The 19778-nt window shown below is 45.0% G+C and carries 22 protein-coding genes and 1 pseudogene; 20 read left to right on the plus strand and 3 right to left on the minus strand.

From position 1 onward, the window contains the following. The first annotated feature begins 197 nt into the window (after positions 1 to 197). The 8 genes from ACPW7N_RS21175 to ACPW7N_RS21210 all read left to right on the plus strand — a co-directional run bounded on the left by ACPW7N_RS21175 (position 198) and on the right by ACPW7N_RS21210 (position 5104). Complete coding sequence (locus ACPW7N_RS21175) at positions 198 to 761, plus strand: BofC C-terminal domain-containing protein (RefSeq protein ID WP_425653257.1); 564 nt, start codon at positions 198 to 200, stop codon at positions 759 to 761. A gap of 88 nt (positions 762 to 849) precedes the next feature. Then, positions 850 to 1041, plus strand: a complete 192-nt coding sequence (locus ACPW7N_RS21180) for a hypothetical protein (RefSeq protein ID WP_425653258.1) — start codon at positions 850 to 852, stop codon at positions 1039 to 1041. A gap of 334 nt (positions 1042 to 1375) precedes the next feature. Further along, positions 1376 to 1876 (plus strand): crossover junction endodeoxyribonuclease RuvC, encoded by a 501-nt coding sequence (ruvC, locus tag ACPW7N_RS21185; protein WP_425653301.1) that lies wholly within the window; start codon positions 1376 to 1378, stop codon positions 1874 to 1876. Next, positions 1873 to 2487 carry a Holliday junction branch migration protein RuvA gene (ruvA, locus tag ACPW7N_RS21190; RefSeq protein WP_425653259.1) on the plus strand — a complete coding sequence of 205 codons (615 nt, stop codon included), beginning with the start codon at positions 1873 to 1875 and terminating at the stop codon, positions 2485 to 2487. The genes ruvC and ruvA overlap by 4 nt, the downstream gene beginning before the upstream one ends. 6 nt (positions 2488 to 2493) lie before the next feature. Beyond that, complete coding sequence (ruvB, locus tag ACPW7N_RS21195; protein ID WP_425653260.1) at positions 2494 to 3492, plus strand: Holliday junction branch migration DNA helicase RuvB; 999 nt, start codon at positions 2494 to 2496, stop codon at positions 3490 to 3492. Next, positions 3489 to 3707, plus strand: a complete 219-nt coding sequence (locus ACPW7N_RS21200; protein ID WP_425653262.1) for a DUF2905 domain-containing protein — start codon at positions 3489 to 3491, stop codon at positions 3705 to 3707. The genes ruvB and ACPW7N_RS21200 overlap by 4 nt, the downstream gene beginning before the upstream one ends. A gap of 113 nt (positions 3708 to 3820) precedes the next feature. Beyond that, positions 3821 to 4675 carry a leucine-rich repeat domain-containing protein gene (locus tag ACPW7N_RS21205; RefSeq protein WP_425653264.1) on the plus strand — a complete coding sequence of 285 codons (855 nt, stop codon included), beginning with the start codon at positions 3821 to 3823 and terminating at the stop codon, positions 4673 to 4675. Between the two features lie 24 nt (positions 4676 to 4699). After that, entirely contained in the window at positions 4700 to 5104 is a 405-nt protein-coding gene (locus ACPW7N_RS21210; protein WP_425653266.1) for a RidA family protein, read from the plus strand. 61 nt (positions 5105 to 5165) lie between these two features. Here the strand turns inward: ACPW7N_RS21210 and ACPW7N_RS21215 are convergent, their stop codons facing one another. Further along, positions 5166 to 5636, minus strand: a complete 471-nt coding sequence (locus ACPW7N_RS21215; RefSeq protein WP_425653268.1) for a hypothetical protein — start codon at positions 5634 to 5636, stop codon at positions 5166 to 5168. A 371-nt stretch (positions 5637 to 6007) separates the two neighbouring features. Here ACPW7N_RS21215 and ACPW7N_RS21220 point away from each other — a divergent pair, with 371 nt between their 5' ends. The 6 genes and pseudogenes from ACPW7N_RS21220 (at position 6008) to yajC (ending at position 11837) form a co-directional block, all read left to right on the plus strand. Beyond that, positions 6008 to 8089: a SpoIID/LytB domain-containing protein gene (locus ACPW7N_RS21220; protein ID WP_425653269.1), complete on the plus strand. Its 2082-nt coding sequence runs from the start codon at positions 6008 to 6010 to the stop codon at positions 8087 to 8089. A gap of 177 nt (positions 8090 to 8266) precedes the next feature. Beyond that, positions 8267 to 9298, plus strand: coding sequence for a tRNA preQ1(34) S-adenosylmethionine ribosyltransferase-isomerase QueA (gene queA, locus ACPW7N_RS21225; protein WP_425653270.1), 1032 nt, complete (start codon positions 8267 to 8269; stop codon positions 9296 to 9298). Positions 9299 to 9317: 19 nt separating this feature from the next. Beyond that, positions 9318 to 9707: pseudogene (locus tag ACPW7N_RS21230) on the plus strand (sugar diacid recognition domain-containing protein); the annotation flags it as partial. Between the two features lie 27 nt (positions 9708 to 9734). Then, entirely contained in the window at positions 9735 to 10187 is a 453-nt protein-coding gene (locus tag ACPW7N_RS21235) for a methyl-accepting chemotaxis protein (protein WP_425653302.1), read from the plus strand. A gap of 186 nt (positions 10188 to 10373) precedes the next feature. Continuing rightward, a complete protein-coding gene (gene tgt, locus ACPW7N_RS21240; RefSeq protein WP_425653272.1) occupies positions 10374 to 11504 on the plus strand; it encodes a tRNA guanosine(34) transglycosylase Tgt in 1131 nt (376 codons plus the stop codon). A 21-nt stretch (positions 11505 to 11525) separates the two neighbouring features. Beyond that, positions 11526 to 11837 carry a preprotein translocase subunit YajC gene (gene yajC, locus ACPW7N_RS21245; RefSeq protein WP_425653273.1) on the plus strand — a complete coding sequence of 104 codons (312 nt, stop codon included), beginning with the start codon at positions 11526 to 11528 and terminating at the stop codon, positions 11835 to 11837. 86 nt (positions 11838 to 11923) lie between these two features. Here yajC and ACPW7N_RS21250 read toward each other — a convergent pair whose 3' ends face one another. Further along, the gene (locus tag ACPW7N_RS21250; protein WP_425653274.1) at positions 11924 to 12292 is read right to left on the minus strand and encodes a TIGR04086 family membrane protein; all 369 of its coding nucleotides are present in this window, start codon (positions 12290 to 12292) and stop codon (positions 11924 to 11926) included. A gap of 135 nt (positions 12293 to 12427) precedes the next feature. Here ACPW7N_RS21250 and corA point away from each other — a divergent pair, with 135 nt between their 5' ends. Both corA and ACPW7N_RS21260 read left to right on the plus strand, forming a co-directional pair. Further along, positions 12428 to 13405, plus strand: coding sequence for a magnesium/cobalt transporter CorA (corA, locus tag ACPW7N_RS21255; protein ID WP_425653275.1), 978 nt, complete (start codon positions 12428 to 12430; stop codon positions 13403 to 13405). Positions 13406 to 13548: 143 nt separating this feature from the next. After that, positions 13549 to 14244: a DUF421 domain-containing protein gene (locus ACPW7N_RS21260; RefSeq protein ID WP_425653303.1), complete on the plus strand. Its 696-nt coding sequence runs from the start codon at positions 13549 to 13551 to the stop codon at positions 14242 to 14244. Here ACPW7N_RS21260 and spoVB read toward each other — a convergent pair. Then, positions 14241 to 15821: a stage V sporulation protein B gene (gene spoVB / locus ACPW7N_RS21265; protein ID WP_425653276.1), complete on the minus strand. Its 1581-nt coding sequence runs from the start codon at positions 15819 to 15821 to the stop codon at positions 14241 to 14243. The genes ACPW7N_RS21260 and spoVB overlap by 4 nt on opposite strands. A gap of 298 nt (positions 15822 to 16119) precedes the next feature. Between spoVB and ACPW7N_RS21270 the strand changes: the two genes are divergently transcribed. The 4 genes from ACPW7N_RS21270 to ACPW7N_RS21285 all read left to right on the plus strand — a co-directional run bounded on the left by ACPW7N_RS21270 (position 16120) and on the right by ACPW7N_RS21285 (position 19676). Further along, a complete protein-coding gene (locus ACPW7N_RS21270) occupies positions 16120 to 16374 on the plus strand; it encodes a post-transcriptional regulator (protein WP_425653278.1) in 255 nt (84 codons plus the stop codon). A gap of 89 nt (positions 16375 to 16463) precedes the next feature. Then, complete coding sequence (secD, locus tag ACPW7N_RS21275; RefSeq protein WP_425653279.1) at positions 16464 to 17699, plus strand: protein translocase subunit SecD; 1236 nt, start codon at positions 16464 to 16466, stop codon at positions 17697 to 17699. Beyond that, the gene (gene secF / locus ACPW7N_RS21280; RefSeq protein ID WP_425653280.1) at positions 17689 to 18639 is read left to right on the plus strand and encodes a protein translocase subunit SecF; all 951 of its coding nucleotides are present in this window, start codon (positions 17689 to 17691) and stop codon (positions 18637 to 18639) included. Before secD ends, secF begins: the two co-directional genes overlap by 11 nt. A 92-nt stretch (positions 18640 to 18731) precedes the next feature. Further along, positions 18732 to 19676, plus strand: coding sequence for a cation diffusion facilitator family transporter (locus tag ACPW7N_RS21285; RefSeq protein WP_425653282.1), 945 nt, complete (start codon positions 18732 to 18734; stop codon positions 19674 to 19676). The last annotated feature ends 102 nt before the right edge of the window (positions 19677 to 19778 follow it).

Here is a 19778-nt window from a genome sequence, read left to right on the forward strand (position 1 = left end):
GAAACATCTTGGAAAAAAAAGTTTCTTAACACTCAAATAATATCATATAAATTGGGAATTCGACATATGATTCACCCTTTTATAAAATATTTTTTACAAAAACTTTTTCAATCTTCTCTATTTTTCACCCCAACACTAGTATATCGAACAGACTGGTTGGGAAGACTGAGAAAAAAGAAATTGAAGGAGTTTTTGGAATGCGAAGGTACAAGCTATTCTTCCTGACACTCATATTGCTTATCGGGGGTGTGTTGGGCGGAGGAATTGTAAACATACAACAAAATTTGCAATCAACCAACCAACTTGAAGAAGAAAAAGCAATGCCTGTGATGGCTAAATCGTTTGAGCTTATTCTGCGAAGGACGTATCTTTGTGGAACCATGGATGAGGAAAAAATACAAGCTGCCCGATTGACGATTGATGAGCTGTTGGCAAAATATATCGGCTGGGAGATTGTCTCCACAGAAGGCGAACAAATCGTTCTGGCGAGACACGAGAATGACATTTCACCCGAATGCAAGAAAAACGGGTATTTTGGGCTGACACCGGATGGCATGTTAACGTTGTTCAACGGTCTTCCTGGAGAGCAAAAGGTGATTCAAACGTTCTATCAGATTAATACGGCTCGGATGGAAGCCAGTTTGCCCAAGGAAGAGTTGGATTTGCTCCGAAACGGCATTCGTGTACACGATTTGGCAGAGTACAACAGCATTCTTTCCACGTATGGAGAATTTCAATCAGAAGATGAAAAAAAAGAATAGAAGACGAAACAACAGTTTCACATATTTCAGTGAGAAGATTGCCATACTTGATTTCATACGGTGCTAACAAAAGGAGGAGACCTACAGCATGTCTTCGATGCCTCGAGGAAGCTATAAGGATCAATACCATCAGCGCTTGTACGTTCAACTGAACCAAGGGCACAATAAGTTGGATTACCGCAGAATCAACATTCTGAAGGAAGATATGCAGGAGCACGTAGACAACTATGCGCACATGCAGCACGACTTTTCCGACGCTCTGGGAATGAACAAGCACTAGGCACCGTGTAACCCGACTCAGGTCATACTGGGTCGGGTTTTTACTTTTCGTAGCCCAATCAAGAAAAACGCTTGTCCATTTTCAAAGCGACTTTGGCAGCGCCTGCCCAGATTTTCCGAAATTGTCAGGAGAAAAAGTGGTCAACCAGCGAAGCATAAGAGGCGGCAACGTGTTTGACCACTTCCTGACAATGAGGAAAGTCGGACAGTTGGTCTCCTGAGCAAGCTGTCAGGGAGACCTGAAATGGACAACGTTTTTCTTTGCACACAAGTGTTCGCTTTTCCTCACTCTTGTGGTACAGTTAATGGAGAAGGAAGAAAGCGGAGAGTGGAACATGCGGATTTTAGGAATAGACCCGGGTATTGCGATTGTAGGGTTCGGATTTGTCGATAAACAGGGAAGTCAGTTGAAGCCTGTCCAATATGGTTCAATTCAAACAGAGGCAGGATTATCCGTTCCGTTGCGGTTGAAGATGATATACGAAGCGACTCAGGAGTTGCTCGCAACTTACAAGCCGGATGAGATTGCCGTAGAGAAGCTGTTTTTTAATAAAAACGTTACCAACGCATTCAGTGTAGGACAGGCACGTGGAGTCATTTTGCTTGCAGCAGAATTGGCGGGAATCCCGTCATTTGAATACACGCCAATGCAAGTAAAGCAGTCTGTTACGGGATATGGCGGAGCTGAGAAAAAGCAGATCCAGGAGATGGTTCGTATACTGCTCAAGCTGCCTTCCGTTCCCAAACCGGATGACGTAGCAGATGCACTCGGTGTAGCAATCACTCATGCTCATTTCAGGGCATACCACCAGATGGTAGAAGGAGTACGGTTATGATTGATTTTGTTGAAGGTATAGTTTGTTACATAGATACGGAATTTGTTGTGGTAGAAGCAGGGGGCATCGGGTATCGTCTGTTTTGTCCGAATCCTTATTCCTTTGTAAAAGATGAAGGGACGAAGCGCCGTTTTTTCACGCATCATCATGTGAGAGAAGACGCCATTCACTTATACGGTTTTGCTAGTCGAGATGATCGGGATATGTATCGTCGCCTGCTCGATGTAACCGGAATCGGACCAAAGGGAGCACTGGCGATTCTTGCAGCAGCATCACCGGAACAGATCATTCTTGCGATACAACAGGAGAACGTCAATTATTTGACCAAATTCCCAGGGATCGGCAAGAAAACGGCACAACGAATTATAATTGATCTCAAAGACAAGCTGAAAGGATTTACACCATCCATGCTGACCTTGGAAGTGGCATCAACATCGCAAGAAGTGGCTTCGATTGGCTCATTCCAGGAAGCGCTTGAAGCATTGGAGGCACTCGGATATTCAGATAACGAGCTTCAGACCATCAAAGCGATGCTGCGTGATAAATCACAGACAGGAAGCTCGGTAGAACAACTGGTGAAGTTGGGATTAGCACAACTGATGAGGGGGTAGCGGGACGTGGAGGAACGTATCATCACAACTCATATGCAATGGCAAGAGGATATGAGTGAACTTAGTTTGCGCCCCCGGTATTTGTCGGAGTACATCGGACAGTCTCAAGTAAAAGAGAATCTGAAGGTGTTTATTGAAGCAGCTAAAATGCGCAAGGAATCACTGGACCACGTCTTATTGTACGGTCCTCCAGGGCTTGGGAAAACGACACTTTCCCAGATTATCGCAAATGAGTTGGGTGTAAATATTCGCACGACATCAGGGCCTGCTATCGAGCGTCCCGGTGATTTGGCAGCGATTTTGACAAACCTGCAAGAAGGAGATGTCCTTTTCATCGACGAGATTCACCGACTGCATCGGACAGCCGAAGAGGTATTGTACTCTGCGATGGAGGATTTTGCGCTGGATATCATGATCGGCAAAGGGCCGAGTGCAAGGAGCGTTCGACTCGATCTTCCATCATTTACACTAATCGGTGCGACCACACGAGCGGGCCTGCTTTCTTCTCCGTTGCGTGATCGCTTTGGTGTCGTCAACCGCCTCGAATACTACACGGTGGATGAACTGAGTTTTATCGTCAGCCGTGCAGCCGACATATTACAAATCGGCATTGCAGAGGGCGGAGCAATCGAAGTGGCCAAACGTTCAAGGGGAACACCAAGGGTAGCGAACCGCCTGTTAAAGCGTGTACGTGACTTTGCCCAGGTACAGGGTGAAGGCATGATTACGACGGAAATAGCCCATGAGGCATTGGAGAGACTACAGGTAGATGCTTGTGGACTCGATCATGTGGATCATAAATTACTGCTTGCGATCATGGATAAATTTGCGGGTGGCCCAGTCGGTCTGGACACAATTGCTGCGACGATCGGGGAAGAGTCTCAGACCATTGAAGATGTGTATGAACCATACCTGCTGCAAATTGGCTTTTTGCAACGAACTCCACGAGGACGGGTTGTGACACCAAGTGCTTATTACCACTTTGGGAGGGAGATGAAGGAATGAGTTCATTCCCCAAGCTCTTGATTGGAATTGGTGCACTTTTGATCGTGATTGGACTGCTGTGGCAAATCGGTGGCCGGTTCCTTCCATTGGGAAAACTGCCGGGAGACATCGTGGTAGAAAAAGAGAATGTGAAGGTGTACTTTCCGATTGTCACCTGTATTATCATCAGCATCTTGTTATCGCTCGGAAGCTATTTGTTCCGCTTATTTAAATAGTTGGCAAACTACACAAGCGATCAAACACCAGAAGATAGCCGTCAAAAGCTATCTTTTCTGTTATTAGGAAGGTATTCATCCTGTTTTATGCCAGATGAGAAGGGAAGTTTTTAATGAAGTTAAACTTTGATGGAAAAGGATTGACAGAGACACCAGAAGTCGTGTTTGAAGCGAATCACCTGATCGAGTTAAGTCTATATAACAATCGGATTGAGGAAATACCGGAAAGACTCTTTTTGCAGCAACGGGAATTAGAGGTACTAAATTACGCTGGAAATGAAATCGAAGAATTGTCGGAGGGAATCAAAAACCTGATCAATTTGAGAATGCTCGATCTTGGTCACAATAAACTGAAGAAATTGCCTAAAGAGATCGGACTGTTAACGAGTCTGGATTCGTTTCTCTATCTGAGCAATAATCAGTTTGAACACCTGCCAGATGAGATTTGTGAGCTTTATCAGCTAAAGTACTTGAATGTGACCGACAATCGTTTGAAAGGGTTGCCTCCCAGCATGGGCAATTTAAAGAGTCTTATTGAATTACGATTGTATCACAATCAAATCGAGCAACTTCCCGAATCGCTAACTACGATCACGAACCTGAGGGAAATGCATCTATACGGCAATCAATTGAAAAACTTGCCAGAAAGACTAGGGAATCTGGAGCAACTCCGCATCTTAGATCTGGAAGACAACAAGCTGAAAGGACTGCCGAAATCCATTGGCAATCTGAAAAAATTACGAAGATTAAATCTACGTACAAACAAACTAACGGAACTGCCTGAGGAAGCAGGTGGATTAAGCAATCTCATCGAACTGGACTTGAGAGAAAACGATCTGAAAGAAATTCCTGATTCTATTACATACCTTGAAAACCTGGAGAAGCTGGACTTGCGATGGAACAAAAATTTGAAAGTAGCAAAATGGTTGGACGATTTGGAGAATAAAGGGTGTATTGTATATTTATAAGTCCATGGAAAAGGAATGAGTTTGATGAATAATCAAAAGCAAATCACATTCAGGAATCCACAAACGATGCCGTCTGGAAATGGCTATACACAAGTTGTAGAAGTACGAAGCGGCAGAACCATCTATGTTTCCGGCCAGGTTGCGATGAATCAGAACGGGGAATTGGTAGGCGCAGGTGATTTGGCTGCCCAAACCAAGCAGGTATTTGAAAATATTAAAGCAGCATTGGAAGCGTCCCACGCAAGTTTTGACGATGTGGTAAAATTGACTTTCTTTTTAACAGATTTCTCCCAGATACAGATCGTTCGTGACATTCGTGATATGTATATCAATACGAAAAACCCACCAGCCAGTTCGGCGGTTGAAGTAAGTAAACTGGTGAATGAGCAGTTTTTGATTGAAATAGAAGCAATCGCTGTTGGTGAATAGTTATTGGGTTCAAAGAAACTAAGATAGCCGTCAAAAGCTATCTTTTTTTATTCTTTAAAGGTTACTGTGACGTACCATCTAAAGACCAGGAACCACCCATCAAAGGTTCAGGTGTAACGGGATATGATGTGCCTCCTACGATTTGATGTTCACTGACAAAAACAAAGGTATTTGTTTTACCCGACGGCTTCATCTTGCAGCATGTAAAAAGGTCTAGTGGATGGTTTTTCACAGTGTGATGATACACGTCAATTTGCTTGCCATACAAAGCGGCGGGATTGTTTCCGGGGAGATGCCAAGTCCTCTTGTAAGGCAAGGTTTGAACAAGCTCATGAGTTAGAACATACGTCTCCACAAGCCCTTTTGAGGATATGATTTCATAACCTTTTTCATGTAAAAAAAGCTCCACAAGTGCTTTGTCATTATCAACTACAAGTGTTTTGTCATCCTGACCAAGTTGAATGCCAAACCAAACCGCAAAGGTAAACAACAATATAATCAAGAAATACGCAGCCAAGCCATTTTTTTTCACTTGAAAGTTCCTTTCTAATCTAAGGATTATTTCCGAATGGTATGACGATATAAATGAACAGGATGTTACGAGCAGAACATCGATAAAAGGCTTATTTCCCCCAAATAAAATAAAGAAAATTTAGTAATACTGAACTACAAAATGTTGCAGGAATAGACATTTTATTTGACGAATTCATAGAAGTTATACGCGTGAAATGACAAGCTAAAAAAAGCCACCCGACTCAAGCTATCGCTAGCGGTCGACTAAACGCAACATCCGTGTTGCACCGTCGACACTTGCACGTCCTGAGCATCGACTGGCGCGGCCCAAAACCATGCTCAAAGAATTACATAGAAGACTACAACGAACCAGTAAAGGAGTTGAGCAGATTGTCTAAACGCTGGTTAACCAAAAATATTTTCGTCTTTGCAAGCGTTCTCTCACTTACTCTTCCCAGCATGAGTGCACCCGTCAAAGCTGCAGACGACATGATTCGTGTTGCCCTTTTTGTGGACACCGGGCAGGGCTATCGAGGTGTCGTACCTTCTGTCACCATAACGGGTGAAGCAGGTATCGAAATAAAAGCAACAGCGAAACAGGCTTCCGCATCCATTCCTGTTTCCGACAAGCAGGCAAGATTTCGTGTAGATGAATTTTCTCTGATTGTAGAAGAAACAAGTGACCTGCAGAGAGCAGAGCGTGTGGCGCAGCTTTTGAACAAGCAGAAACTCGATGCGTCCATTACACAGGAGAATGGGGCGTATCAGGTAATTAGCGGTTCATTCACCACATACGAAGCGGCTCAGTCACAAAGTAAAGTTGTCAGCTCGAAAATCGGTCAAGCTCCTTCGATTATCGGGCCGTACCGTGTGGAGGCAGGCCGCTACAAGGAAGAGGCAGAAGCAAACAACTGGGAGTCTGCCTATGAGGCGTCTGGTCTCAGGGCACATACAGTGCTTCTGTTGAACGGCTCCAAACCGGTCTATTCGGTGTGGGTAGGAGACGAAATATCCAAATCAAAACTGAACCAGGTGATCGCAGCAGCTTCCCGGATCAACCCGGAAGTTTCCTTTAATGAGACAAATGAAGCTGCCTATGTCGTCATGAAAAAAGAAGTCGTTGCATCAGGAAATGACCTTGATACCGTACCTCTCTTTGCTTTTTCACCTCAGGTAAAGCTGCATGTCACTCCTAAAAAATCAAAGAGTCTGTTGACGGTGGAAGAACGAGATCATCGAAAGTACCGTGGCAAGATAGAACTGTCTGATTACAAAGGCAATTTGACTGTTGTAAACGAGCTTCCCCTCGAACAGTATTTGTACGGGGTAGTTGGTACCGAAATGGTTACGGGATGGCCGATGGAGGCTTTGAAAACCCAAGCGGTTTTAGCGAGAACCAGAGCCGTTGGACAAGGAAACAAATACGGTGTCGCCAATCTTTCCGATACAGTCTACGAGCAAGCGTATTACGGGTATGGAAAAGAAGCAGAGGATATTCGAAGAGCGGTTGATGAGACAGCAGGTGAGATCATTCGCTATCGGGGAAAAGTGGCCCAATCTCTGTTTTATTCCAATGCTGGCGGGATGACGGCAGACGGTTCCGAAGTGTGGGGGAATCCCGTGCCTTACCTGCCTGTAGTAGACAGCTTTGATACAGGTCCGATGGAAACAGCAATGACGTGGTATCAGGTTTCTTTGGATGATGGAACGATCGGCTATGTGAGAAGTGATTTTATCGATGTGTCTGACACCCGCAATCCAATGGGGCTTATGCAGGGCAGAGTGAATATTGACAATCTCAACTTCCGGATTGGCCCAAGTACCTCCTACCATCGCAGCATTACTACCTTGCCTATCGGGACACAAGTAACCATCATCTCGTCTGAGCCGGAGGAAAACGCCTATTCGTGGACGAGAGGCCCTTATACAGCGACGGAATTGACAGCAATCGTAAATGCGAGTCAAGCTCGTAACAAAGCTGCTCAGTTCAGTATTCCGATCGAATCCATTGAGGTAACGAAGCGGGGACCTTCAGGACGTGTTATGGAAATGCAAGCAGATGGAATGGCAATTGCTGCCTCTAGCCCAGATGCCTATCGTTCTGTTTTTCAGCAAAACGGCAGCAGTCTGCGCAGTACCAAATTTGAGATTGAGCAAATGGGGTCTTATACCGTACTGGGAGCGAATAATAAAACTGTTCACTTCCCGCAAGCCTCTTTTGAACTGTATGCAGTCGGAGCAGATGATGTGGGACCGATCACAGCAAACAACTACAGTGATGAATATATTATTTTTAGTGGCAATAATGAGTTTCGGGTAGCATCCAAACAACCTAAATTCGTCATTCGAGGCTATGGGTTTGGACATGGACTCGGTGTATCCCAGTTTGGAGCCAAGGGGTTGGCCGAACAAGGGTATGACTACCGACAAATCCTGCAACACTATTATCAAGATGTCACCATCGAACCATAGCGAAGAGGAAGTTCAAAAAGTCTGGGAAACATAGCGTTCGAATCTCTGCGTTGCGTTGCCCTTCCGCTGCTCACGTAGACTCACCTACGCTGCGCTGCTCAGGTCTTCCGCGCCTTGACCTTCGAGGCTCTGTTTGTCCTCCTTTTTGAACAAGTTCTTATAGAGGAGTTTTTTAGCGTGAATGTTCAACTATTTGATTTTGATTTGCCCGATCGTTTAATCGCCCAACATCCGCTCGAGGATAGGACGTCATCTCGACTGCTGGTTTTACACAAAGAGACCGGACAAATTGAACATAAACAATTTACAGACCTGATTGATTATTTACTGCCAGGAGATGTACTCGTGTTGAATGACAGCCGGGTACTTCCTGCACGGTTAATCGGGGTAAAAGAAGATACGGGAGCCAAAATTGAGGTTCTTCTGTTGAAATCACTGGGCGATGATCGCTGGGAAACATTGGTCAAGCCTGGAAAACGGGTGAAGCCGGGAAGTGTCATCCAATTCGGAGATGGTCTGTTGCGTTGTGTCTGTGAAGATACGACAGAAGTAGGCGGACGAATTGTGCGCTTTGAGTATAGTGGTATTTTCTATGAGGTTTTGGACCAGCTTGGCTCGATGCCTCTGCCGCCTTATATCCATGCACAACTAGATGACAAAGAAAGGTATCAAACAGTTTATGCAAAGGAACGAGGTTCAGCAGCAGCCCCGACAGCAGGACTGCATTTTACTCGTGAGTACCTGAATCAATTAGAGCAAAAAGGCATACAACTGGCTTTTGTCACCCTTCATGTCGGCTTGGGTACATTTCGCCCGGTGAGTGCTGAGACGATTGATGAGCATGTGATGCACTCAGAGTACTATGAGCTGTCTTCCGAAACCGCAAGAATTGTACAGCAGGCAAAAGTTGAGGGAAGACGTGTCATTGCCGTTGGAACAACGTCCTGTCGAGTGCTGGAGACGGTAGGTAGCACAAACAGCGGACAGGTTGTTGCTCAATCGGGCTGGACGGATATTTTTATTCATCCGGGTTATCAGTTCACCGTAATCGAAGGCTTGTTAACGAATTTCCACCTGCCTAAATCCACGTTGGTCATGCTCGTGAGCGCATTGGCTGGACGTGAGAATGTTTTGGCAGCCTATCATACAGCGGTACAAGAAGAATACCGGTTCTTCAGCTTCGGGGATGCAATGTTAATTATTGAATAGAGAACAGGGGGATGGGAACGTGAGTACACACGAAGAATTGCTTTCTGCCGAATTTGCACAAAAGGTCTGTGATATCTTTTTGGAGGAGACAGGTCGTCATGTCATTTTAGTCAATCGACAAGGCACGATTTTTGCTGCAACCAAAAAGGAGAGAATTGGATCTACGCATGAGACAGCAAGGCAAGTCGTCGAGGGAATGCTTAAAGAGGGTGTAGTAACGTTTGAGCAAGAGAAAGCTTCAGGCGGCAAAATGAAAGCGGGAATTAATATTCCGATCATTTTTGAGAATCAAAGGTTGGCAGCGATGGGGATCTCTGGTGATCCAGTCGAGGTTCGTCCGTTAATTGGATTGGCAGCGAGAACCATTCAGCTTTGGCTGCAAAACCAAGCGCAATTACAGCATCTTACCCATGTCGTCCAAGATATAAATGAACAATTGCATGGCATTGTTGCAACCGTACAACAACTGACTGCTGGAGCTGAGAATGTAGCCATTTCCAGCCAAACCACACATGAAATTGCAATGAGCTCCGGTGAGAAAATGCAGAGAATTGAAGAGGTTTTTAAACTGATTAAAAATATTGCCTCTCAAAGTAATCTGATCGGGTTAAATGCAGCAATTGAGGCCGCCAGAGTCGGTGAACAAGGCAAAGGCTTTGCGGTCGTTGCCAATGAAGTTCGCAAGCTGGCGGCAACGAGCCAAACGTCTGTAGAAAATGTTCAAACCGTACTGAATGATATCCGTGACGTATTCCGAATTATTTCCGAAAAGGTCGCAGAGAACAAGGAAGTGAACCAGGAAGTTCTTATGGCGCTACGATCCATCTCAGGAAATATCATGACCATTGAAGAATCGATGAGTAATCTGGTAAGTCGAATTAACGAGTAATGTTGTCTGGGGTCATCTGATGATCTTATCAATTGTATTATTTTTTTCAGTGTTAGCGCTTTCCCAAAAAGCCCTTGAGCAAGAGATTCAAGGGCTTATCGTGCTTCTTGCCTTGTGAATCTTTCTCAATCACACTATAATAAGGAGACGTGGAAAGAAGATGATCTATCAAGGAGTGCAACTTATTTGGCAGTTCGTTATGAATTAATCAAAACATGCAAACAGACCGGAGCAAGATTAGGCAAGCTACATACCCCACATGGGACAATTGATACGCCCGTTTTTATGCCTGTAGGTACGCAGGCGACAGTTAAGACCATGAGCCCGGAAGAAGTCGGGGAGATGGGTGCGGGCATTATTTTAAGTAATACATATCATTTGTTTTTACGGCCAGGACATAAAATTGTAGAAAAAGCTGGTGGCTTACATAAGTTTATGAATTGGCCAGGAGCGATCCTTACTGACAGTGGGGGTTTTCAGGTTTTCAGTCTGAGCAATCTGCGGAAGATTACTGAAGAAGGCGTCTCGTTCCGTTCCCATCTAAATGGAGAAAAGCTGTTTATCGGGCCGGAAGAGGCAACCAATATTCAGAACTCGCTTGGCGCAGACATTATGATGGCATTTGACGAATGTGCGCCGTACCCAGCCGAATATGATTATGTAAAACAATCCATGGAGAGAACGACACGTTGGGCAGAACGCTGTCTCAAAGCGCATAAAAATCCAGATAGACAAGCTTTATTTGGAATTGTGCAGGGCGGAATGTACCGTGACCTGCGTGAACAAAGTGCTCGTGATCTCATTTCTCTCGATTTTCCTGGATATGCGGTTGGTGGATTGAGTGTGGGAGAGCCATTCCCGCTCATGTATGAAGTGTTGGACTATACAGTTCCACTTTTGCCTAGCAACAAACCGCGTTATTTAATGGGTGTCGGCTCACCGGATGCTTTGATTGAAGGAGCCATGCGTGGAATCGATATGTTTGACTGTGTATTGCCTACCCGTATTGCACGCAATGGTACATGCATGACAAGCCAGGGGCGTCTCGTGATCCGGAATGCCAAATTTGCCGAAGATTTCACTCCGCTTGATCCAAATTGTGACTGCTATACATGCCGTAATTACACGAGAGCGTATATTCGTCACCTGATTAAAGCAGAAGAAACATTTGGTATACGTTTGACCACGTATCATAACCTGCATTTCTTGATCAAGTTAATGGAGCAGGTACGTCAAGCAATTGCAGAAGACCGCCTCGGCGATTTCCGCAACCAGTTTTTTGCCCAGTATGGTTTGGGTGAAGATAGATCTTTCTAACATGCTAAGGAGGAATTTGTAGTGCAAGGATTGGAAAGCATTTTACCTTTAGTGATTATGTTTGCGATTTTTTATTTCCTGTTAATTCGTCCGCAACAGAAAAAAAACAAGCAACGCAATGCCATGCTCGCAGCCATTAAAAAGGGTGACAAAGTGATAACAATTGGTGGAATGCACGGTACTATTCAAGAGTTGACTGATGATTCAGTTGTGCTTCGTGTGGCTCACAACACGAATGTAACATTTGATCGTGCAGCAATTAACAGTGTGACTGCAAGCAGTGAGGTAACAACACCACCTGCAGCGTCTACTGAAAAAGAAAAAGAAGCATAATCATTGACCCCATAGAAAGAAGCAGGCCGTTTACAAGCGACCTGCTTTCTTTTTTTTACGAAATTACTTTTGTGGAGTGTAGTCGTTTATCTACGTGCCATATTCACACCAATGGCACCACCCATGGCGCTCACGACGAACGCTCCGATGAGATAGAGCAGCGTCATGAGTTGCAGCGGAGCATCGAAACCGAGGAATCCGATCAGCAGGACGAGCGTAAAGTAGGCGAGGCCCGTCAATCCGCCATAGTACCAGCCCTTTGCCCCGCATTTTCTGCCCGTAACAATGCCGCCAATTAAGAGCCCGATTGTATTTATGGCGTACGTAAAATAAGGAAGTGAATTTTCTCGTAAGTCAGTAAATTGGAGTAACAACGCTGTCAGCAAAGACCCGATCAACACTAGGCCAAAAGTAAATAGGAGCCCCGAAACAACTGAGGCCGTAGTTGTTCGCATACCAAGTAACCTCCCCTGCACTTGAGTTTGTACCATTTATATGAAAAGCTTGGACGTGATATTCATCTTCTGCGTTGAACATATCGGTGTTTTTTCGTATGATGAATGGTGGAACCAGATAGGGTGGTGAGCGATATGATAAAAACTTACTTCTATAATCATTCAGAACAAAAGATGTATCATGATGTCGATCTTGCAACGAAGGATGATTGGTTGCGTTCTCCCGAAGACCTTCTGTGGATTGATCTGTATGACGTGGGCAATCATGAGCTTCCGTATATCGCTCGAATCTTTGACTTTCACCCGTTAGCAATTGAGGATTGTCTTCATGTAAGTCCACGTGCCAAGGTAGATAATTATGAGGATTATTTCTTTTTTGTTTTTCATGCGCTGCGATATAACGAAGAAAGTGACAATGAGATTACTACGGTCGAGTTAAACGTTTTTTTAGGGCCGAATTACATCGTTACCATCCATAAGTCACCGATGAATACCATCGGCCGAATCGCTGCCCAGTGCCATCGAAGCAAAGCATTTATGAATCGTGGTCCCGATTATTTGCTGTATGCCATCGTGGACGGTATTACCGATGAATATTTCCCGATTATGGATCGAATCAGTGTCCGTATCGACGAGCTGGAAGACGAGATTTATGAGCATCAGATGGAAGAGATTACGGAAGAATTCCTTGCGTTGAAGAGAACGATTATCCTGATTCGACGGGTGATTATGCCGCAAAAACGGATTTTCGCCAATGTAAACGGACGTTATTCGTTTGATATCTCCGAAGATAATGTTCCCTTCTATTCTGACCTGACCGATCACCTGGAGCGGATATCAGACTCAACCGAGACGTTCCGTGACCTCGTGAACGGTGCACTTGATACGTACTACACGATTATCAGTGCTAAAACAACAGAAACCATGCGAGTCCTGACGATCATCTCGACGATCATCCTGCCGCTTACCTTTATCACCGGATTGTTCGGGATGAATACATTTAGTTGGCTGGGACATGAGGCGGAACCGATTATGCTTGCCATTGCCTTGTTTGTCATGGTGTCGATGTGTGCGGGGATGCTGTATCTGTTCAAACGAAAGAAATGGCTGTGAAGGAAGTTCAAAAAGTCCGGGAAACATAGCGTTACTAACCATATGTGAAAACTGGTACGCATAGAGCCGTTTTCCTAAGCAGAGAATAGAAATGATTCTCTGGAGGGGAGGTTCGGTCCAAAGTGGAAATAACGACCATTTTGATGCGTACCCTTTTCACGTATTTTTTTATACTCGTGCTGCTACGGTTAATGGGTAAACGAGAGTTAGGTAAAATGTCTGTTTTTGACGTGGTTATCTCCATCATGCTCGCTGAAATGGCTGTTCTTGTGATAGAGAATGTCGACCGGCCCGCCATTCATTTTTATTTGCCGATGCTTTTAATCGGGGTGCTGGAAATAGGACTTGCTTATATTTCGCTCAAAAGCAAAAAGTTCCGTGATATCGTCGACGGATCTGCTGAAATGGTCATCGAGAACGGTGAAATTCGTGAAGAGGTGTTACGTCGAAACCGACTCAATCTGGATGACTTGATGGTACAATTGCGTCGAAAAAACATAAACAATTTTGCTGATGTCGAGTTTGCCTTGCTTGAACCGACGGGTGATATCAGTGTGTTTCCGAAAGAAGAGAAGCATCCTGTCACGAGGGAGGATTTAGGCTTGCCTCCGAAGCAGCCTGTCTCCAAAGTAACCTACACGGGACTCCCGATACCTTTGATTATTGATGGGAAAATCAGAGAAGAGGCTCTGAATCGAATTGGTCAAAATACGTTTTGGCTCAAACAGGAAATTCGAAAATTCGGAATCAAAAGTTTCAAAGAGGTAAGTTTTTGCAGTATCGATAATCGGGGTATCATTTTCATCGATAAAAAAGATGACCCCAACCGTTCGAACTAACGGCGGGGGAAAAAGATGGCTAATTGCTCACCGATCCATGGGATGCGCTGGACGTCTTGCCTACCGAGCACTTTGAGAGCGATCAAGAGAAGTAGATACAGCATACCGCTTGAGATCGAGCAGATAAGCAGCATTTTGCCAATGCTGACATGATCAAACCAATGACTGGCCATATACGATCCAGCGTACCCCATAGCAACCATCGCTGCTCCGATTTTCGTAAATTCCATAAAATCGATCGTAAACCCGATGCCTTTCATCAAGCTGGCAAAATGCAACAGAGTTACCAGTGTAATGCCAAGATTCAGCGCGAGGATGGCACCGTGAATACCAAATGCAGGTTGAGAGGTTAACAGAAACATGGCTGAGGTTTTTATGATTGCGCCAATCAATGTGTTGCGAAAAACAACATTGGCCTGATCCAGCCCCTGCAAGGCAGCAGCCAGTGGAGCCTGAAAGAACAGGAAGATGGAAAACGGAGCCATTGCCTTAAGAAGTTCCCCCACCTCTGCATTGCCATATAACAAATGGCACAAGGGTTCGGCAAAAATATAGAGCAGCACAGCGCATGGTGCACCGATGACAAGTGTCACTCGCATCGCTTGATAAATTCGACGGTGAACCAATCTGGCATTTTTTTGAAAGGCAGCTTCTGCTACAGCAGGAACTAGTGACACAGACAGGGAATAGGTAAGGAATGTCGGAAAAAGCAACAAAGGAACAGCCATGCCGGAAAATTGCCCATACAATGACGTTGCATGAGCAGTTTGCAATCCTGCCAGTACGAGAGCAAACGGAACAATCATCGGTTCTAGAACATAGGCGATTGAACCAACAATTTTACTCATCGTGACAGGGAGGGATACGCTGAAAAGCTGGCGTAAGCTCTCCTTGCTTTCGTTGAAGGAGGAAATAATCGATTTTTTCATCATCTTTGTAGCTGCTTGGTGTGTACCTTTGCGGATTTGCCAGATAATATATAGAAGTCCGCTTAGTTCGCCAAAAATAATACTTCCAACCGCACCAGCTGCAGCGTACTCGATTCCCTTGTCCAGAAAACTGATCGTCATGACCACGACAAGCGCCATGCGAACCACTTGTTCAATGAGTTGAGAAAGTGCAGTTGGTGTCATATTGTGTTTTCCCTGGAAGTACCCTCTCAGGACTGCTGATATGCTCGCAATCGGTATGACAGGTAGTGCAGCAAGTAAAACAATATAGGCACGGACATCTGCAAATATCCAACCGACCAGGAGATGAGCGCTAACCAGCAAAACAATACATACGAGCAGACTTAACCCTGTTGCGATCAGCAAGGAAAGAACGAGAAACCTCTTGGTCTGTCTGACATCGTTTATTGCCTCAGTCTCTGCCACTTGCTTGGCAATGGCAACAGGCAACCCGAATGTGGTGAGTGTAATGAGAAAATAGAGGATGGGTACAACCATCTGGTATAGACCCATCCCTTCTGCTCCGATGATTCGGGAGAGAATAATTCGATGGGCAAAACCCAATACCTTGGTTACAGCGCCAGCAGCAATCAGTATAATGGTTCCATATAAAAAGGATTGTCTCATGTTTGAGCCCTTTCTTTTCAAAAATTCTTATGGTGGATGTTCAAAAAGTCCGGGAAACATAGCGTTCGAATTTCTGCGTTGCCTTGCTCCTCCGCTGCTCACGTAGACTCACCTACGCTCCGCTGCTCGGTTCTTCGGCGCCTTGAACTTCGAGGCTCTGTTTGTCCTCCTTTTTGAACACACATTTATGGAGCAGGGTCCTACTGTTACAATATGGACTTGCTTAGCATTGCATGACTGTTTTTCGGTCTCCGAGTGGCAAAGTGGGGCGGAAGTGAAAGTGAAAGGTGGATGGCGGATGTCAAATAAAGATGCCCTGAATAAGGAAGCAATGTTTGAAGAATTGGCTGAAATTTGCGAGAGTAAGGCGGAAGAATTCGCTATGCTCGGATATGATAATGTGACAGGCCAAGATATTTGGGATTGTGTGTTTGGTTCGTATAAAGAAATACCGCTGAAACACAAGCTAGTAAATGATATTTTGTCACTAAAACCAAACAAGTACATGAATTGGCTGATGATTAATATGTACAAGAATTCCGGTTCGATTTGACATGCATTTTTTGACTTCGTTATAATTGGAATATTGGCTAGAAATATCGATAAAGGGTTAGCCGTAGAGGGAAAGGAGCATTCGAGTAGATGATTAAATGGAGTAGATTCATGCTCTTCTTGCTCGTAATCGCCGCATTGGGCGGATTAATGTTTACGACAACAGGACAAGTCTCGCAAAACATTAAACTGGGATTAGACCTTAAGGGTGGTTTCGAGATTCTGTATAAAGTTGAGCCATTAGAGCAAGGCCAGCAAGTAACCACAGAGCTTCTCAAAGCAACTGCTCAAATGGTGGAAAAGCGGGTAAATATCGGTGGGGTTGCCGAACCTGAAATCTCGGTTGAAAATCCAGACCGTATCCGTGTTCGTCTTGCAGGGGTCACCAATCAGGAGAAGCTGCGTGAACTGATCGGCAAGCCAGCCGTTCTAACGTTCCGTGACGAAACAGGAAAAATTGTTCTTCGTGGTAATGATCTTGCGCCAGGCGGAGCAGGTGTAGGATATGATGATCTGAAACGCCCATTGGTTACATTGAAGTTTGCTGAAGCGGAGAAATTCGAAGAGGTAACTCGTGTGAATCTGGGTAAGCAAGTAGCGATATTCCTCGATGAAGATATGCTGACGAATCCAACGATTCAGTCTGTCATCTCTGGCGGAAGTGCCCAAATTACAGGGAATTACACGGTAGAGTCCGCACAGGAGCTGGCTGACATCCTGAATTCAGGTGCACTTCCTGCCAAACTGGTAGAGATGCAGGCAACGGCAGTAGGTGCAAGTCTTGGTGTGAAAGCCTTGCATGACACCATTTTTGCTGGGTATATAGGCGCAGCAGCTATCTTTTTGTTCATGCTTGCTGTTTACCGCATGCCAGGTATGATCGCTAACATTACACTTGTTGTGTTTGCGTATTCTTGTTTGGTCATTCTGGATTGGATGAATGCAACACTTACCCTTCCAGGTATCGCCGGTTTTATCCTGGCAGTTGGTATGGCTGTTGACGCCAACATCATCACCTATGAGCGCATCCAAGAAGAGATTCGCAGCGGTAAAACGATTCTTTCTTCGTTCCGTGCCGGTCAACGCCGTTCCTTTATCACCATCATTGACTCACACGTAACTACGATGATTGCTTGTGCTGTTTTATTCTATTTTGGTTCCAGCTCCATTCAAGGCTTTGCAATTATCTTGACAATGACCTTGATTGTAAGCTTGATCACGAATGTATTCGGCTCTCGTCTCCTTCTCTGGATGGTACTTAAAGCCAACATGTTCAACAAACCGAAATGGTTTGGTGTAAAGGAGAGTGATATCGGTGAGCTCTAAGAAAAATAAAAACGATCATAATGACGTGATCAAGTTTGATATCGTCAAAAACCGGAGAAAATTCTTTGCCTTGTCAGGAGCCATTCTTGTTTTGGGATTCCTCTCCATGTTGATCTTTGGTTTTAATCTGGGAGTAGATTTCAAATCAGGTACGCGACTGGATGTTTTTATCGGTAAAGAATTCAACACGGCAGATGTGGATGCCATTATCAAACAGCAAATTCCTGAAGTCGTATTCAAGCCAGTTGCCAAAATGGGGAATAATAATGATCAGGGAACAACGACTTTTGATCAGCCAATCGAGGCAACCAAGCTGGAAGCTGTTGAAAAAGCGCTAAAAGCAAAATATGGTGATCAGGTATCGAAACAGGAATCAACGGTATCACCAATTATTGCGCAAGAGCTAGTCCAGAAAGCAATGGTTGCGATTCTGCTCGCTTCTGTCGGGATTGTTATTTATATCGCCATTCGCTTTCAATTTCTATTTGGGATTGCGTGTGTAATTGCACTCTTGCATGACGTGTTCATTCCGATTGCATTGTTCTCGATTATTGAAATCGAAATTGATTTGACCTTTATTGCAGCGATCTTGACGATTGTTGGTTATTCCATCAACGATACCATCGTAATTTTTGACCGGATTCGTGAAAACCTGCGTCTTATGAAAGTACGTACGGTTGAAGAACTGGAGCATATGGTCAATGTGAGCTTGTGGCAAACCATGCGCCGCTCCTTCTACACGGTTGCAACTGTATTCTTTACAGCATTAGCGATTGCGGTACTTGGTGGAGAGGGGATACGCAATTTCTCCATCTGTCTCATTTTCGGTTTGCTTAGTGGTACGTACTCTTCCATCTTCATTGCGGCACAGGTTTGGGTTTCGCTGAAAAAACGTGAAATGGCAAAAAAACGTTTAGCTCCAACCCCGAATGAAGCATAAAATACTCGTAAAAACTATGGCCGCGGTACTGTTCCGCGGCTCTTCTTTCCTTACTTGCCTCAATCACACATGATAAGGGGGATATTACAGAGATGGACGATCGGTTAGCAAAAGCGCAGTTCGGTGCCTGGGTAGGAATTATCGGCAACATTTTGTTAGCTGCGGCAAAACTGGTCATCGGGATCATGGCGAAGTCACAGGCACTGATTGCTGATGCTGCTCATTCGGCCTCCGATGTGATTGGGTCTATCGCTGTTCTGATTGGACTTCGTGCGGCAGAAGCACCACCTGATGAAGATCATCCCTATGGTCACGGAAAAGCGGAATCCATCGCTTCCATCATCGTTGCCGTGCTTTTGGCGATTGTCGGATTTGAAATTGGAAGTTCATCCGTCCAATCCATGTTTGAGCCACTGAAAGCACCAGCAATGATAGCGGTTTGGGCGGCAATCGGCTCTATGGCAGTGAAAGAGTGGATGTTTCGCTACAAATACAACCTCGGTAAAAAATTGAACAGCCCTTCCCTGATCGCCAATGCATGGGAGCATCGATCGGATGTCTACTCATCTTTTGCCGCACTTATCGGGATCGGTGGGGCGATTCTCGGTGAATATCTGGCCATACCGTGGATGGTTTATTTAGACCCTGTTGCAGGGGTGTTCGTCTCTGCACTCGTTCTGAAAATGGCTTATGACATTTTGATGGAATCGATACATACCACGCTGGATCACGTCCTGCATCAGGAAGAGAAACAGCCGTTAATCGAAACATGTGAAGCTGTACCTGGGGTGCTTCGAGTGGATCAATTGCACGCCAGAGAGCATGGCCACTACGTGATTGTCGATGTGAAAGTAGGCGTAGACCCGCATATTACGGTTGAACAAGGTCATGCAATCGGCAAACAGGTGAAGCTGGCTCTGATGAAGCAGCACGAGAATGTCCGGGATGTATTTATTCATATCAATCCGTATGATTCCGTCTTTCCGATCGCGGGTGCTCCGCAGCATCACGAGGAAGACCGCGAGTTTTTACATTAGTCCCCGTTTCAACAATCCCTGGTACCCGCCATCAATTGTTCATTCCTTTCGCGGGAATGCTTTCTGGAAAGTGGATGATACTTGGCGAAGATTCCGTTTTCT

It is taken from the genome of Brevibacillus nigriterrae, from assembly GCF_049846925.1.
Lineage (GTDB): Bacteria > Bacillota > Bacilli > Brevibacillales > Brevibacillaceae > Brevibacillus_H.

Bases quoted from the DNA above. Each gene is read 5' to 3' on its own strand.
- ACPW7N_RS21175 (WP_425653257.1), top strand. From the start codon at position 198: ATGCGAAGGTACAAGCTATTCTTCCTGACACTCATATTGCTTATCGGG.
- ACPW7N_RS21180 (WP_425653258.1), top strand. From the start codon at position 850: ATGTCTTCGATGCCTCGAGGAAGCTATAAGGATCAATACCATCAGCGC.
- ruvC (WP_425653301.1), top strand. From the start codon at position 1,376: ATGCGGATTTTAGGAATAGACCCGGGTATTGCGATTGTAGGGTTCGGA.
- ruvA (WP_425653259.1), top strand. From the start codon at position 1,873: ATGATTGATTTTGTTGAAGGTATAGTTTGTTACATAGATACGGAATTT.
- ACPW7N_RS21200 (WP_425653262.1), top strand. From the start codon at position 3,489: ATGAGTTCATTCCCCAAGCTCTTGATTGGAATTGGTGCACTTTTGATC.
- ACPW7N_RS21205 (WP_425653264.1), top strand. From the start codon at position 3,821: ATGAAGTTAAACTTTGATGGAAAAGGATTGACAGAGACACCAGAAGTC.
- ACPW7N_RS21210 (WP_425653266.1), top strand. From the start codon at position 4,700: ATGAATAATCAAAAGCAAATCACATTCAGGAATCCACAAACGATGCCG.
- ACPW7N_RS21250 (WP_425653274.1), bottom strand. From the start codon at position 12,292: ATGCGAACAACTACGGCCTCAGTTGTTTCGGGGCTCCTATTTACTTTT.
- corA (WP_425653275.1), top strand. From the start codon at position 12,428: ATGATAAAAACTTACTTCTATAATCATTCAGAACAAAAGATGTATCAT.
- ACPW7N_RS21260 (WP_425653303.1), top strand. From the start codon at position 13,549: ATGCGTACCCTTTTCACGTATTTTTTTATACTCGTGCTGCTACGGTTA.
- spoVB (WP_425653276.1), bottom strand. From the start codon at position 15,821: ATGAGACAATCCTTTTTATATGGAACCATTATACTGATTGCTGCTGGC.
- ACPW7N_RS21270 (WP_425653278.1), top strand. From the start codon at position 16,120: ATGTCAAATAAAGATGCCCTGAATAAGGAAGCAATGTTTGAAGAATTG.
- secD (WP_425653279.1), top strand. From the start codon at position 16,464: ATGATTAAATGGAGTAGATTCATGCTCTTCTTGCTCGTAATCGCCGCA.
- ACPW7N_RS21285 (WP_425653282.1), top strand. From the start codon at position 18,732: ATGGACGATCGGTTAGCAAAAGCGCAGTTCGGTGCCTGGGTAGGAATT.